This window comes from Streptosporangium carneum (assembly GCF_027922005.1).
GTDB lineage: Bacteria > Actinomycetota > Actinomycetes > Streptosporangiales > Streptosporangiaceae > Streptosporangium > Streptosporangium carneum.
In genome coordinates this window covers 1-13,654 of sequence record NZ_BSEV01000030.1, presented here as the reverse complement: position 1 = coordinate 13,654, position 13,654 = coordinate 1, and the positions used below count along the sequence as shown (strand labels likewise).

The following is a 13,654-nucleotide window of genomic DNA, read 5'->3' as shown; positions in this document are numbered from 1 at the left end:
CGCTACCGGCCTGACGCGAGCTTCACGGCGACGGCCAGCGCCGTCGCGGCCTGTTCCTCGTCGGACACGTCCGGGCCCAGCAGGAACGAGGCGCTGCCCATGATGAGCGCGATCACCGCGAGCTTGGCCTCGAACTGCCGGATGAGCTCGTCCTCCGGCCTGGCCAGCACTGAGACGATCTTCATCATCCGGTGCCGCATCTCCTCGCCGGCCGGAAGCTCGGACATGACGGCCTGGTTGACCTGGGCGAACCTGACGAGCGGTCGCCACTGGCCCTGCAGGAGCGCCGAGATCCTGTCCAGGATCGCCCTTCGGGCCGCGTCCGTGCGCGGCTGGGCGGCGGCCCACCCGGCGAGCTCGTCGATCGAGCGGTTCAGGTCCTCGATGACGCCGTTGAGGATGTCCTCCTTGGCCTTGAAGTGGTAGTAGAGCGCGGGCCTGGTGATCTGCAGCCGCTCCGCGACCTCCCGCAACGAGGTCTTCTCGTATCCCCGCTCGGCGAACAACTCCAGTGCCACCTGCTGGATCCGTTCCCTGGTATCGCTGCGCCGGGCATTCATCGCCGTTCCGCCGTTCCCTGATTTTCCTGCTTTGTGCCGTGCTTGAGGGGCCGACGTCTCCTAACTTACTTTCATGTAAGTAAGTGAAATGACTCGGCCTGTGAGGAGCAACCCTATGGCTCAGAGCTTTCCCGTCCCGCGTACCTGCCCCTTCGCTCCCCCCGACGACTACGGACGCCTGCGCGAGGAGGCGCCACTGGTCAGGACGCGGCTGCCCGGCGGCGACGTCTGGCTGGTGACCCGGCACGCCGAGGCGCAGCAGGTGCTCACCGACCCCCGCGTCAGCACCGACCCCATGACCCCGGGGCACCCGATGGCCGCCTTCTCCGAGCGGCCGCCCACGGAGGAGGAACTGCGGGTCAGGACGAGGTTCCAGGCCGGTCAGTTCATCGACATGGACCCGCCCGAGCACGGCGTCTACCGCCGGATGCTGATCCCCGAGTTCACCGTCAGGCGGATCAGGGAGATGCGCCCCGGCATCCAGGAGACCGTCGACCTGCTCATAGACGAAATGCTCAAGCAGGGCTCCTCGGCCGACCTCGTCGAGGCGTTCGGGCTGGCCGTGCCGTCGCTGGTCATCTGCAGGCTCCTCGGCGTCCCCTACGCCGACCACGACTTCTTCCAGAGCCGGACCAGGCAGCTCATCGGCGCGGGCCCCGGCGGGAGCGAGGACTCCTTCGGCGCGGTCACCGAGATCTGGGACTACCTCGACGGCCTGATCGCCGAGGCGGAGCGGAAGCCGGGGGACGACCTCGTGGGACGGCTCGTGACCGCGCGCAGGGAGACCGGCGAGCTCTCCCACGACGCGCTGGTCGGCATGACGTTCCTGCTGCTCGTCGCGGGCCACGAGACCACGGCCAACATGATCCCGCTGGGCGTACACACACTGCTGCGCGACCCCGCCCAGCTCGCCGCGCTCCGCGCCGACCCCGACGGCTGGCCCGCCGCGGTCGAGGAACTGCTGAGATACCACTCGATCGTGGACTGGGTCGCCTTCGACCGGGTGGCGACCGAGGACATGGAGATCGGCGGCCAGGCCGTCCGGGCGGGGGAGGGCATGTTCGTGCTCGGCGCCTCGGCCAACCGGGACCCCCGTGTCTTCGACCGTCCCGACGAGTTCGACATCCGGCGCGGGGCCCGCAACCACGTGGCGTTCGGGTACGGCGTGCACCAGTGCCTCGGGCAGAACCTCGCCCGAGCCGAACTGGAGATCGCCTACCGCACGCTCTTCGAGCGGATCCCGGGCCTGCGCGTCGTCGGGGAGGACGACGAGCTGCCCTTCAAGTACGACAGCGTGATCTTCGGCCTGCGCGCGCTTCCCGTGGCGTGGTGACGCGCGAGCGCGGCGGGGCGGGAGGCGGGCTCTGTCCCGTCAGGGCCCTCAGTCGGGACACGGGCCCGGACACGGACATGGACATGGACACGGACACGGGGAGAACGGGGAGAGGAGCGGACGGGGACGCGGGGCGGGGCAGGGGACGGGGCGGGCGCGCCTGAGGGCGTTCATGGGGTTCTCATGATGAGCCTCTACCGTGGGGGCATGGGCGACGGTGAGGCGGCGCGTGTGCTGGTCGTGGACGACGAGCCCGCGCTCAGGGAGGCGCTGCAGAGCAGCCTGGAGTACGAGGGATACCGGGTCGGCCTGGCCGAGGACGGCCAGGCCGCGCTGGAGCTCCTGCGGCGGGAGCCGTACGAGCTGGTCCTGCTCGACGTGATGATGCCCAAGGTCGACGGGCTGACCGCCTGCCGCAGGCTCAGGGCGGCGGGCAACCACGTGCCGGTGCTCATGCTCACCGCCCGCGACGCCGTGGGCGACCGGGTGTCCGGGCTGGACGCGGGGGCCGACGACTACCTCGTCAAGCCCTTCGAGCTCGACGAACTGCTGGCCAGGGTCAGGGCGCTGCTGCGTCGCGGCGCCCTGACCGTGCCGGCCGCGGACGGCGGCGCCGACGACGGCGTGCTCGTCTACGCCGACCTGCGGATGGACACCGCCAGCCGCGAGGTGACCAGGGCGGGCGAACCGCTCGAGCTGACCCGGACCGAGTACCTCCTGCTGGAGCTGTTCATGGTCCACCCCCGCCAGGTGCTCACCCGCGAGCAGATCCTCAGCCAGGTCTGGGGCTTCGACTTCGAACCGTCCTCGAACTCCCTCGACGTCTACGTCATGTACCTGCGCCGCAAGACCGAGGGCGCGGGACGTCCCCGGGTGATCCACACCGTCCGCGGGGTCGGCTACGTGCTGAGGAACTCCCCTTGAGCGGTCCCCGCTCCCTGCGCTCCCGGCTCACCGTCCTGATCGCGGTGACCGTGGCCCTGGCCATCGCGGCATGCGCCGGGACCTGCTGGCTCATCGTCCGCAACCAGCTCTACGCCCAGGTGGAGCGGACGCTCCAGGGGCATCCGAGAGGAGGCCCGCCCGGGGACGGGCCGCCGATGAACCGGGACGCCGACAGGCTCGTCGCGCTGTGCGCGTCCGGACGGACGTCCCCGGCGGGCGGCGACGGGCTGCGTCCCTTCCTGCCCCTGGTGCAGCTGGTCTACCCGGACGGCAGGCGGTGCGTGCTCGGCCAGACGGCGGTCATGGTGACCAGGGCGGACAGGGCCGTCGCGGCGGGCACGCGGGGTGACTCCGAGCTGCGCGACGGCGTCACCGACGGCGGCGAATCGGTGATGGTGCGGACCGAGAACGTCGCGCCCGGCGTCGCGATGATGGAGTCGCGCTCGCTGACCCAGATCGAGTCGACGCTGACCTGGCTGGCCGGAATTCTGGCGGGAGTCGCCGCGCTCGGGGTCCTGGGGGCGGCGCTGGCGGGCCTGCTCATCTCCCGAACGGCGCTGCGCCCCGTCGGCCGTCTGGCGGAGGCCGTGGAGCACGTCGCCAGGACCGAGGACCTCGACACCCGCATCCCGATCGAGGGCACCGACGAGATCGCCAGACTCGGCACCTCCTTCAACGCGATGACCACCGCGCTGGCCGCCTCCCGCGAACGCCAGCGCAGGCTGATCGCCGACGCGGGACACGAACTGCGCACCCCGCTCACCAGCCTGCGCACCAACATCGACCTGCTGCTGCGCAGCGAGAACACCGGCCGCCCGCTCGCCCCCGCCCCGAAGCGCAGACTGCTGGCCAGCCTCAAGGCCCAGTTCGAGGAGATGTCCACGCTGGTCGGGGACCTGCTCCAGCTCTCGCGTTCGGAGAGCGAGCACGAGCCGCACGTCGAGGTCGCCTTCCACGAGGTGGTCGAGTCGGCCGTGCGCAGGGCCGCGCTCCGCGCCCAGGAGACCCCGATCGAGGTCGACCTGGAGCCGTGGTACGTCCGCGGGGACCAGGCAGCCCTGGAGCGGGCCGTGGTGAACCTGCTCGACAACGCGGTGAAGTTCTCGACGGGCTCGGTCGTCGTGCGGCTCGGCGGCGGGGAACTGGCCGTCAGGGACCACGGTCCGGGCATCCCGCGGGAGGAACTGGCCTACGTCTTCGACCGCTTCTGGCGGTCCTCCTCGGCGCGGAGCATGCCGGGCTCCGGGCTCGGCCTGGCCATCGTGGCGCAGGCCGTACGGGAGGCGGGGGGAGAGGTCATGCTGGAGAACGCCGAGGGCGGCGGCGCTCTGGCGCGGATGCGGTTGCCGGGCTCTCCTTTTCTCACCAGTCGTTAATGATCGGCTCAGGATCACTCAAGATCACTTGACGAGCCTGGGGGACATGAGAGATCCGAGTCGTCCCCCACGGGAGTCAGCGTGAAGCAGATGACCGCACCCGCGCGTACCCGGCTGGTCGAGATCGTCGTCCCTGTGTACAACGAGCAGCGCGTGCTCGCCGAGAGCGTGCGCCGCCTGCACGCCTACCTCACGGCCACCTTCCCCTACGGCTTCCGCATCACGATCGCCGACAACGCCAGCACCGACGCCACCTGGCGGGTCGCCACCGGCCTCGGCCGTGAGCTGTCCCACGTGCACGCCGTTCACCTGGACGTCAAGGGACGGGGACGGGCGCTGCGCCGGGTGTGGTCGGCGAGCGACGCCGACGTGGTCGCCTACATGGACGTCGACCTCTCCACCGACCTGGACGCCTTCCTGCCGCTGGTGGCCCCGCTGCTGTCCGGCCACAGCGACCTGGCCATCGGCACCCGCCTGTCCAGGGGGTCCAACGTCGTCCGCGGGCCGAAGCGGGAGTTCATCTCACGCACCTACAACCTGCTGCTGCGCTCGGCGATGGGAGCCCGCTTCTCCGACGCCCAGTGCGGGTTCAAGGCGGCACGCACCGAGATCGTCCAGGCGCTGCTGCCCGCCGTCGAGGACGAGGAGTGGTTCTTCGACACCGAGCTGCTGCTCCTGGCGGAACGGCACGGCCTGCGCATCCACGAGGTGCCCGTCGACTGGGTCGACGACCCGGACAGCCGGGTCGACATCGTCAGGACCGCGAAGGACGACCTGAGAGGAATGGCCAGGGTGGCGCGCAAGACCCTGTCCGGCGCGGCCAGGATCCCGGTGCCCCCGCGTGTCCAGCGGGCTCAGCTGCCCAGCGGCATGGCCCGTCAGCTGCCCAGCTTCGCGGTGATCGGCGTGCTCTGCACCCTGGCCCACCTGGGGCTTTTCGTGCTCCTGAGGTCGGTGATGCCCGCCGTGGCGGCCAACGCGGTGGCCCTGCTCGTCACCGCCGTGGCCAACACCGCGGCCAACCGCCGCTTCACCTTCGGCGTCACCGGCCGCACCGGCGCTCTGCGCCACCAGCTCGAAGGCGGCATGGCCTTCCTCGTCGGGCTGCTGCTGAGCACCGGCGGCCTGACCCTGCTCGGCTACCTCATGCCGGGAGCGTCCGCGACCGTCCAGGCCGCCGCGGTCATCGCCGCCAACGCCCTGGCGACCCTGGTCCGTTTCCTGTTGATGCGCACCTGGGTCTTCAACCCGCGCCGCGCGAAGGGAGCGGGCCGATGACCGCTCTGGAACACGGCTCCTCCCACGCCGAGGGCGCGACCCCGGCCGAGGCGACCGGCACGGCCGACGGCGCGACGGCCGCGACCGAGGGCCGGGAGAACGCGAGGCCGCGCGGACGGAAGGGCGACGGTCCGCGCGCCGCGGCGCGCAGAGCGGTGCTCGGCGCCCCCGGCGATCCTCGATGGGCGCGTCCCGCCCTGTGGGCGGTCCTCGCGCTGGCCGCGGTCCTCCACCTGTGGGCGCTCGGGCGCAACGGCCACGCCAACTCCTACTACTCCGCGGCGATCCTGTCCGGCACCCAGAGCTGGAAGGCCTTCTTCTTCGGAGCCCTGGACGCGGGGTCGTTCATCACCGTGGACAAGCCGCCGTTCGCGCTGTGGGTGATGGGCCTGTCCGCGCGGATCCTCGGGTTCGGGACGTGGAGCATGCTCCTGCCCCAGGCCGTCGCGGGAGTCGCGGCCGTCGGCGTGGTCCACTCGGCCGTACGGCGCGCGCTGCCCGGCTCCGCCGGGCACGCGGCGGGACTGGTCGCGGCGCTGGTGATGACGCTCACCCCGATCACGGTGGCGATCAACCGGGACAACAACCCCGACACCGTGCTGGTGCTGCTGCTGGTCCTGGCCGCCTGGTGCTGTCAGGAGGCGATCCGCACGGGGCGGACGCGCACCCTCGCCCTGTCGGCCGTCCTCGTCGGCCTCGCCTTCAACACCAAGATGCTCCAGGCCTACCTGGTGCTCCCGGCCTTCGCCGTCGTCTATCTCGCCATGGCCCCCGGCACGGTGCCGCGCCGTCTCGGCCGCCTGCTCACGGCAGGGGTCGCGCTGGTGGTCTCCAGCGCGTGGTGGATGGTCGTCGTCGACCTGTGGCCCGCCGCGAGCCGCCCCTACGTCGGCGGCAGCACGGACAACTCCGTCTGGGACCTGGTCATCGGCTACAACGGCCTCGGCCGTGTCCTCGGCCAGAACTTCGGCGGCGGAGGCGGCGGTGACGGACGCGGCGGGTTCGGCGGGGGAGCGGGGTTCGGCGGCGAGTCCGGGGCGGGACGGCTGTTCAACGACATCATGGCGGGGCAGATCTCGTGGCTGCTGCCCTTCGCGGTGATCGCCCTGGTCGCGGGCCTGATCCTGGTCGCCCGCCGTCCCCTTCGGCAGACCCGCGTGGCGCTGCTGCTGTGGGGCGGCTGGCTCGCCGTCCACTACGCGGTGTTCAGCTTCTCCAGCGGCACCTTCCACCCGTACTACTCCACCGCCATGGCTCCGGCCGTCGCGGCCCTGACCGGTCTCGGCGGGGTGCTGATGTGGCGGGCCCGCGGAGTGTCCCCCGCCTGGGCGTGGGTGCTGCCCGCCGGGGTCGCCGTCACGGGGGCGTGGTCGTTCACGGTGCTGCGCCGTACGCCGGACTTCGTGCCCTGGCTCGCCTGGGCGGTGGCGGCGGCGGCCGCGGCCGCGGTGATCGGCCTGCTCCTGACCCGGCTCCTGCGGCGTCCCGCGCGCTGGATCGCGGTGGCCGCGCTGGTCACCGGGCTGGTCGCGGGTCTGGCCGGTCCGGCGGCCTACGCCCTGACCCCGCTCGGCTCCGCGGTCAACGGCACCAACCCCACCGCGGGCCCCGAGGGGAGCGGCGGCTTCGGCGGCATGCGGGGGCCCGGCGGCATGCCAGGAGGGATGCCGGGCGGCCTCCCCGGGGAGGGCTTCCCCCAGGGCGGCTTCCCCGAAGGCGGATTCGGCGGGCGAGACGGGCAGGAGGGCGTGCCCGGCGACGAAACCAGGTCCCGTCAGGGGTTCCCCGGCGGCGGCATGCGCGGCGGGCCGGGCGGAGGTCTGAGCGAGCAGGCGATCGCCTACCTGAAGAAGAACATGGGCGGCGCGACCTGGCTGGTCGCGGTGAGCAGCGCGCAGAGCGCCTCGTCGGCCATCCTGTCCACCGGCCTGCCCGTCATCGCCATGGGCGGTTTCACCGGCGGCGACCCGGCCATGACGGTCGACCGGCTCAAGGCCCTCGTCTCCTCCGGCGAGCTTCGCCACGTGATTCCCGGCGGCGGCCGGGGCGGCCCGGACGCGGGCGGCTCGGAGGTCAGCGCGTGGGTGCAGGCCAACTGCACCGCCGTCACCGCGGCCGAGTACGGCGGCGCCCAGGACGGCCAGTCCCTCTACCGCTGTGGCCGAACCACGGACGCCACGGCCGAAGGCTATTGACTGAACGGCTAGTCAGTAGTATTGAGGTCCGGGAGCCGCCCTGTTGTAGTCTTGCGCAGTGCAAAGCGGAGGAGGGGCGCGCGGCAGCCGCGCGGACCAGGCCGACCAGCGCCGGGCGGAGTTGCTCGAAGCCGCCCGGCGGGTCGTGCTGGAGCGCGGGCTGGCCAGCACCCGCGTCGCGGACATCGCCAGGGCGACCAACGTGAGCGGTGGCCTGATCCACTATCACTTCGCCACCAAGGACGACCTCATCACCGAGATGCTCCGCAGCACCAGCGAGTCGGAGATCCAGCGGCTCAGGGAGATCGTCGCGGAGCCGGGAACCGCCGTCGAGCGGCTCGACCGCGTCCTGCGCTTCTACATCCCGGCGTCCAGGTCGGACCAGAGCTGGATCCTCTGGCTCGACGCCTGGGCCGTCGGGGTGCGCGAGGCGCACGTCAGGAGCATCCTGCTGGAGCTCGAGGGCGCCTGGATCGAGATCCTGACAGAGGTGATCACGCAGGGCGTGGCGGCGGGAGAGCTCGTCTGCGACGACCCCCAGGGCGCGGCGGAGCGGATCGACGGGATGCTCGACGGCCTGGTGGTCCGCTACACCCTGCACGCGGGCAACATGTCACGAGGCAGGCTGCTGCACCACGCCAGGGTCGCCACGGCCCGTGAGGTCGGCCTGGACCCCGCCACCTTCGAGGGCTGACGTCTAGCCGAGGACCGGGTAGTTGCCGCGGAAGACGTTGTGAGGGTCGCGGGCGCGCTTGACGCCCCGCAGCCGCGCCAGGACGTCCCCGGGGAAGGCCGCCGCGGCCCGCTCCCCGACCCCCAGGAAGGTGTACGGCTTGCGGCCGCTGGTGTACGGCACCAGCGCGCCGGCGAGTTCCTTCCGCCTGGCCTCGACGGCGGCGGCCTCCTCGGGGCCGGGTACGACGCCGATCGCGTAGAGCGAGTACGGCTCCGTCAGGTGGCCGCAGGCCCCGCCACCGGCCGCGGGACGGGCCAGCGCCCCGCCCAGATGGCGGATCTGCACGCTGAGCAGCGGGGCGAGGGGGTCCGAGAGCAGCACCTCGGCCACCGCGTCGTCCAGCACCGTCAGCAGCTCCGCGTGGCCGACGCCCGGACTCGGCTCCGTCGGCTCGGCGCAGATGTCCCCCAGTTCGGCCACCGTCAGCACCCTGCGGCTGTCGCTCACCAGTCCGCCGATCCCGTCGAAGGGGCGCAGCAGGGCCCGTGCCTCGTCCGCGTCCCCGAGGAAGGCGGTGTCCACCGCGACCAGCGCCTTGCCGCGCAGGACGTCGGGAAGGAAGGGAAGCGGCGGGAAGTCGAACAGGTCGAACCAGACGGCGAGCTCCTCAGGAGCCTCGGCGGTGACCTCCCTGAAGGCGGCCAGCACCTCGTGGGCCCGCTCGGCCGGCCACATCAGGCGTCCGCCGTACAGCAGGGGGGCGGGGTGCAGGGCGAACTCCATGGCCGTCACCAGTGCGAAGTCGCCGCCACCGCCGCGCAGGGCCCAGAACAGCTCGGGGTCGGACCCGGCGTCCACCGTCGCCCTGTCGCCCGCGGCGTCGACGACGTCGAAGGAGCGGACGCTGTCCGCGGCCAGTCCGTGAAGGCGGCTGAACCAGCTCAGCCCGCCGCCGAGGGTGTAGCCGACCACGTTGGGCGCGGGCGAGCTGCCCGCGAGCCCGGTCAGGCCGTGCGGGCTCGCCGCGGTCAGCACCTCGCCCCATTTCACGCCCGCGCCGACCCTGGCGGTGCGCGGCCCCGGCGAGACCCTCACTCCGCCGAGCCGTCCGGTGCGCAGCAGGATCACGTCCTCCACGTCACCGGTCGCGCCGTGGCCGCTGGGCTGCGCCGAGACGGTCAGCCCCGCGAGGCGGGCGTAACGGACGAGCGCGACCACGTCGTCGGCGTCCTCCGCCTCGACCACGGCCCGCACCGGCTGGTCCACCGCGAGGTTCCACGCCCTCCTGGCCTGCTCGAAGTCCTCGTCGCCCGCGACCAGAACCCGTCCCCTGACCGCGCGTCGCAGGTCGTTCCCGATTGTCATGATCTCTCCTCGTGGTGGATGTCCTCACTCTGGCGTGCGCGGTTTGAGCGCGAGTTGAGATCCGTTTGAGGTCGGCCGCAAGTCGGGACAGGACGTCTCACGCGGGGTAGGCGTGGGTCTCCGTGGCCTTGACCGCGGCCCAGATCCGCTGTCCCGGGGGCAGGCCGAGGTCGGCGACGGCGGCGGGGGTGACGTCGGCGAAGGCGGTGATCGGTCCGTCGAGGTGGACGCGGACGCTGTCGCCGTGCCGTTCGACGCCCTCGACGCGCGCCTGCCAGAGGTTGCGCGGGCTGCCGTCGGGGCGGGTGCGGTACAGGGCGACCGCGCTGGGCGCGAAGGCGACGAACGCGGGCCCCTCCAGGGATTCGGTCACGCTGAGCAGCGTCTCGCCGACCTTGACCTTCCGGCCGGCCGCGACGCCCCGGTAGAGGTTGAGACCGACCAGGCGCGCGACGTAGTCGGTGCGCGGGCGGCGTGCCACCTCGGCCGGGGTTCCCCGCTGGACGACGGCGCCGTCCTCGACGACCACCAGCATGTCGGCGAGCACCATGGCGTCCAGCGGGTCATGGGTGACCAGGACGGTCGCGCCGTCGAAGTCGGCCAGGTGGCGGCGGAGCCGTGAGCGGATCTCCAGCCGGGTGTGGGCGTCCAGGGCGGCCAGCGGCTCGTCCAGCAGCAGCAGGCGCGGCCCCACGGCCAGCGCGCGGGCCAGGGCGACGCGCTGGGCCTGGCCGCCGGACAGCTGCCGGGGGCGGGTCCCGACGTGCTCGGCCAGGCCCACGCGCCGCAGCCAGTCGGCTGCCGTGCCGCGTGCCTCGGCCGTCGAGGCGCCGTGGCAGCGGGGGCCGAAGGCGACGTTGTCCAGGGCCGACATGTGCGGGAAGAGCAGGTAGTCCTGGAAGACCATGCCGATCGGGCGGCGCTCGGGCGGCAGGGTGTGCAGGGGGCGGCCGTCCAGGGTGATGTGGCCCTCGGACAGGGCGGTGAGCCCGGCCAGGGCGCGCAGCGCGGTGGACTTGCCCGCGCCGTTGGGGCCGAGGAGGGCGACGACCTGGCCGGCGGCGACCTCCAGGGTGACGTCGAGGCGGAAACGGGGCCTGGTGACGACGAGGCGGGCCTGCAGCGTCACGGGCCGCTCACCCACCTGTCCCGCAGGCCGGCCAGAATGATCACGGAGACGGCGAGCAGGACGAGGCTGAGCACGATCGCGGCCTCGGGCTCGGTCTCCAGGGCGAGGTAGACCGCCAGGGGCATGGTCTGGGTCCGGCCGGGGAAGTTGCCCGCGAAGGTGATGGTGGCGCCGAACTCGCCCAGCGCCCTCGCCCAGCACAGGACGGTCCCGGCCGCGACACCCGGGGCGACCAGGGGCAGGGTGACGCGGCGGAAGATCGTCCAGCGTGAGGCGCCCAGTGTCGCGGCGGCCTCCTCGAAACGCAGGTCGGCCGCGCGCAGCGCCCCCTCGACGCTGATCACCAGGAACGGCATCGCGACGAACGCCTCGGCGGCCACGACTCCGGCGGTGGTGAAGGGCAGCGAGACCCCGAAGGCGGCCTCGAGCCACTGGCCCGCCAGGCCGCGCCGCCCGAACACCAGCAGCAGGGCGACGCCGCCGACCACGGGCGGCAGGACGAGGGGAACGGTGACCAGCGCCCGCACCACCCGCAGGCCGGGAAAGGCGGCACGGGCGAGCAGCCAGGCCAGCGGCACGCCGAACAGCAGGCACGCCAGCGTGGCGACGGTCGCGGTGACCAGGGAGAGGCGCAGCGCCTCGAGCACCCTCGGCTCGGCCAACCGCCCGGCCAGGGTGGACCAGGGGGCCCGCAGCAGCAGGCCGGCCAGCGGCAGCACGAGGAAGGCCATGCCGATCACGGCGGGCAGCACCAGCACCCATGGCAGGCGGCCCGCGGGGCCGCGCTCCTGCGGCCGGGAGGGCCGCGCCGCCGTCGTCGTCATCGGTTCACCTCGTCTCCACGACGGTCAGGGAGCCTCGAAGCCGGCCCTGGTGAGCACGTCCCTGCCCTGCCGCGACAGCACCAGGTCGACGAACCGCTGGGCCTGCGCGCCCGCGGGAGCCTTGGTCAGGGCCGCGATCGGGTAGTCGTTGACCGCCTTGTCGGCCTCGGGGAAGTCGATGCCCTTCACCTTGCCGCCGCTCGCCAGCACGTCGGTCCTGTAGACCAGGGCCGCGTCCACCTCGCCGAGCTCGACCTTGGTCAGCGTGGCCTTGACGTCCTGTTCCAGGGTGACCGGGGTGACCTTCAGCCCGGCGGCGTCCAGCGCCTTGACCGCCGCCGCGCCGCACGGCACCTGTTCGGCGCACAGGGCGGTCTTCACCTTGGGGTCGGCGAGGTCGGCCAGGCCGTCGACCTTGGCCGGGTTGTCGGCGGGCACGGCGATCTGCAGTTCGTTGCGCGCGAACGTGGTCGGGTTCCCGGCCAGGGAGGCGTCGGCGACGGTCTTCATCGTGGCCGGGCTGGCTGCGGCGAACACGTCGGCGGGCGCGCCCTGGACGATCTGCTGGGCGAGCGTGGCGCTGGAACCGAAGTTGAACGTCACCTTCGTGCCGGGGTTGGCGGACTCGAAGGCCTTGCCCAGCTCGGTGAACGTGCCGGTCAGCGAGGCCGCGGCGAAAACCGTCACGGACCCCGAGCCGCCGGGGGAGCGCGAGGCCCGTGCGTCGGAGGCGCCGGTTCCGCAGGCCGCGAGGCCGCAGACCAGCGCGAGGGCGGCGGGGACCGCGAGAACACGCGGACGGAGACGTCTGAACACCGAGGGGCTCCTCACTGGCTCGCCACGCGCGCGTGGTCGGGGATCTCCACGACGACGTTGGTCGACTTGACCACGGCGACCGCCACGACCCCCGCCTCCAGGCCCAGCTCGTCGGCGGCCTGGCGGCTCATCAGCGAAACCACTCTGAACGGTCCCGCGGCGATCTCCACCTGGGCCATCACCGCGTCCCGGACCACCTCGGTCACGATCCCGCGGAAGCGGTTGCGCGCGGAGGACCTCTCCGAGCCGCTCTCGGCGGCGATCTGCGAGCGGGCGAAGGCGGCGAGGTCGGCGCCCTCCACCATCCGACGGCCGTGCTCGTCGCGCCGCGCGGGCAGTCTGCCCGTGTCAACCCAGCGTCGGACCGTGTCCGCGCTGACTCCCAGCAGCGCGGCGGCCTCGCTGATCCGAAATGTCGTCACAGGCACCACCATACATTCGCGAATACCAGCTTCAAGGCCTCACTTTCCTGGCAGGAGCGGAGCTGTCCGGCGCTTTGCGGCCGTATTTGCGAGACGACGTCCACGAGCGGCGGAAGCCGTCGTCTTCCGCCGCGCCCGCCCCGGCTCCGCGTCCATCGTGACGCCGCCGGCAAGACCGTCAAGTCGCTGCCGAAGGATCTGCGCGCGGAGCCGTCCGATCTGCGGGCCGTCCTGAAGGAGCTCAAGCCGGCGCAGGCGGCCGAGAGGTCCCGCCTGGAACAGGCGATCGTCCATGAACGGACGTGGCACTGGCGTGAGGTGACCGAGTACTTCCTCGACCATCCCGTCACCGGCCCCTACGCCCGCAGCCTGGTCTGGCGGATCGCCGGCGGCCCGGCGGCCCTGCCGGTCAAGACCGCCGACGGCTGGGAACTGGCCGGCCACCGCCCCGTGGGAACTGGCCGGCCACCGCCCCGTGGGAACTGGCCGGCCACCGCCCCGCCCCCGACACCGTGGCAGGCCTGTGGCACCCGATCCACGCGACCGCCGACGAGGTGGCGGCGTGGCGCGACCATCTTCTCGAGGGGGGTGTACGCCAGCCGTTCAAGCCGAGGACGACGGGGGGACGCTGTCGGTGATCCTAATGAGTTCTAGGAGTCGGCTATCGGGCAGGCTCCTGGGATGGTTGGCGGCCGCCGGCAGGTGAGCACTGTGTGCTCCTGGACGTTGAGTCCT

At 72.6% G+C, this 13,654-nt stretch carries 13 protein-coding genes and 1 pseudogene; 8 read left to right on the top strand and 6 right to left on the bottom strand.

Going from position 1 to position 13,654, the window contains the following annotated elements; translation table 11 throughout:
• Window positions 1-2: 2 nt before the first annotated feature.
• Window positions 3-560 carry a TetR/AcrR family transcriptional regulator gene (locus tag PKF00_RS37410; RefSeq protein ID WP_271222471.1) on the bottom strand — a complete coding sequence of 186 codons (558 nt, stop codon included), beginning with the start codon at window positions 558-560 and terminating at the stop codon, window positions 3-5.
• 115 nt (window positions 561-675) lie between these two features.
• Between PKF00_RS37410 and PKF00_RS37405 the strand changes: the two genes are divergently transcribed.
• From PKF00_RS37405 to PKF00_RS37380, 6 genes are all read left to right on the top strand, one after another.
• Window positions 676-1,893 carry a cytochrome P450 gene (locus PKF00_RS37405; protein WP_271222470.1) on the top strand — a complete coding sequence of 406 codons (1,218 nt, stop codon included), beginning with the start codon at window positions 676-678 and terminating at the stop codon, window positions 1,891-1,893.
• Between the two features lie 207 nt (window positions 1,894-2,100).
• Window positions 2,101-2,817: a response regulator transcription factor gene (locus PKF00_RS37400; RefSeq protein WP_271222469.1), complete on the top strand. Its 717-nt coding sequence runs from the start codon at window positions 2,101-2,103 to the stop codon at window positions 2,815-2,817.
• Window positions 2,814-4,214, top strand: coding sequence for a sensor histidine kinase (locus PKF00_RS37395; RefSeq protein ID WP_271222468.1), 1,401 nt, complete (start codon window positions 2,814-2,816; stop codon window positions 4,212-4,214). Before PKF00_RS37400 ends, PKF00_RS37395 begins: the two co-directional genes overlap by 4 nt.
• A gap of 90 nt (window positions 4,215-4,304) precedes the next feature.
• Window positions 4,305-5,492 carry a glycosyltransferase gene (locus PKF00_RS37390; RefSeq protein ID WP_271222467.1) on the top strand — a complete coding sequence of 396 codons (1,188 nt, stop codon included), beginning with the start codon at window positions 4,305-4,307 and terminating at the stop codon, window positions 5,490-5,492.
• Window positions 5,489-7,687 carry a glycosyltransferase family 39 protein gene (locus PKF00_RS37385; RefSeq protein ID WP_271222466.1) on the top strand — a complete coding sequence of 733 codons (2,199 nt, stop codon included), beginning with the start codon at window positions 5,489-5,491 and terminating at the stop codon, window positions 7,685-7,687. The genes PKF00_RS37390 and PKF00_RS37385 overlap by 4 nt, the downstream gene beginning before the upstream one ends.
• A gap of 58 nt (window positions 7,688-7,745) precedes the next feature.
• Window positions 7,746-8,381, top strand: a complete 636-nt coding sequence (locus PKF00_RS37380; RefSeq protein WP_271222465.1) for a TetR/AcrR family transcriptional regulator — start codon at window positions 7,746-7,748, stop codon at window positions 8,379-8,381.
• A 3-nt stretch (window positions 8,382-8,384) separates the two neighbouring features.
• On the opposite strand, the gene PKF00_RS37375 is transcribed toward PKF00_RS37380, so the two are convergent.
• The 5 genes from PKF00_RS37375 to PKF00_RS37355 form a co-directional block, all read right to left on the bottom strand.
• Entirely contained in the window at window positions 8,385-9,728 is a 1,344-nt protein-coding gene (locus PKF00_RS37375; protein WP_271222464.1) for an FAD-binding oxidoreductase, read from the bottom strand.
• A gap of 97 nt (window positions 9,729-9,825) precedes the next feature.
• On the bottom strand, window positions 9,826-10,857 hold the full coding sequence (locus PKF00_RS37370) for an ABC transporter ATP-binding protein (protein ID WP_271222463.1): 1,032 nt from the start codon (window positions 10,855-10,857) through the stop codon (window positions 9,826-9,828).
• The gene (locus tag PKF00_RS37365; RefSeq protein WP_271222462.1) at window positions 10,854-11,681 is read right to left on the bottom strand and encodes an ABC transporter permease; all 828 of its coding nucleotides are present in this window, start codon (window positions 11,679-11,681) and stop codon (window positions 10,854-10,856) included. Before PKF00_RS37365 ends, PKF00_RS37370 begins: the two co-directional genes overlap by 4 nt.
• Window positions 11,682-11,705: 24 nt before the next feature.
• Window positions 11,706-12,497 carry a molybdate ABC transporter substrate-binding protein gene (gene modA, locus PKF00_RS37360; protein WP_271222461.1) on the bottom strand — a complete coding sequence of 264 codons (792 nt, stop codon included), beginning with the start codon at window positions 12,495-12,497 and terminating at the stop codon, window positions 11,706-11,708.
• 11 nt (window positions 12,498-12,508) lie between these two features.
• Window positions 12,509-12,919 carry a TOBE domain-containing protein gene (locus tag PKF00_RS37355; RefSeq protein ID WP_271222460.1) on the bottom strand — a complete coding sequence of 137 codons (411 nt, stop codon included), beginning with the start codon at window positions 12,917-12,919 and terminating at the stop codon, window positions 12,509-12,511.
• On the opposite strand from PKF00_RS37355, the pseudogene PKF00_RS44780 reads away from it, so the two are divergent.
• A pseudogene (locus PKF00_RS44780) lies at window positions 12,812-13,303 on the top strand (DUF4132 domain-containing protein); the annotation flags it as partial. The gene PKF00_RS37355 and the pseudogene PKF00_RS44780 overlap by 108 nt on opposite strands.
• Window positions 13,294-13,557, top strand: a complete 264-nt coding sequence (locus tag PKF00_RS44775) for a DUF4132 domain-containing protein (RefSeq protein WP_369011195.1) — start codon at window positions 13,294-13,296, stop codon at window positions 13,555-13,557. The pseudogene PKF00_RS44780 and the gene PKF00_RS44775, both read left to right, overlap by 10 nt.
• Window positions 13,558-13,654: the final 97 nt, after the last annotated feature.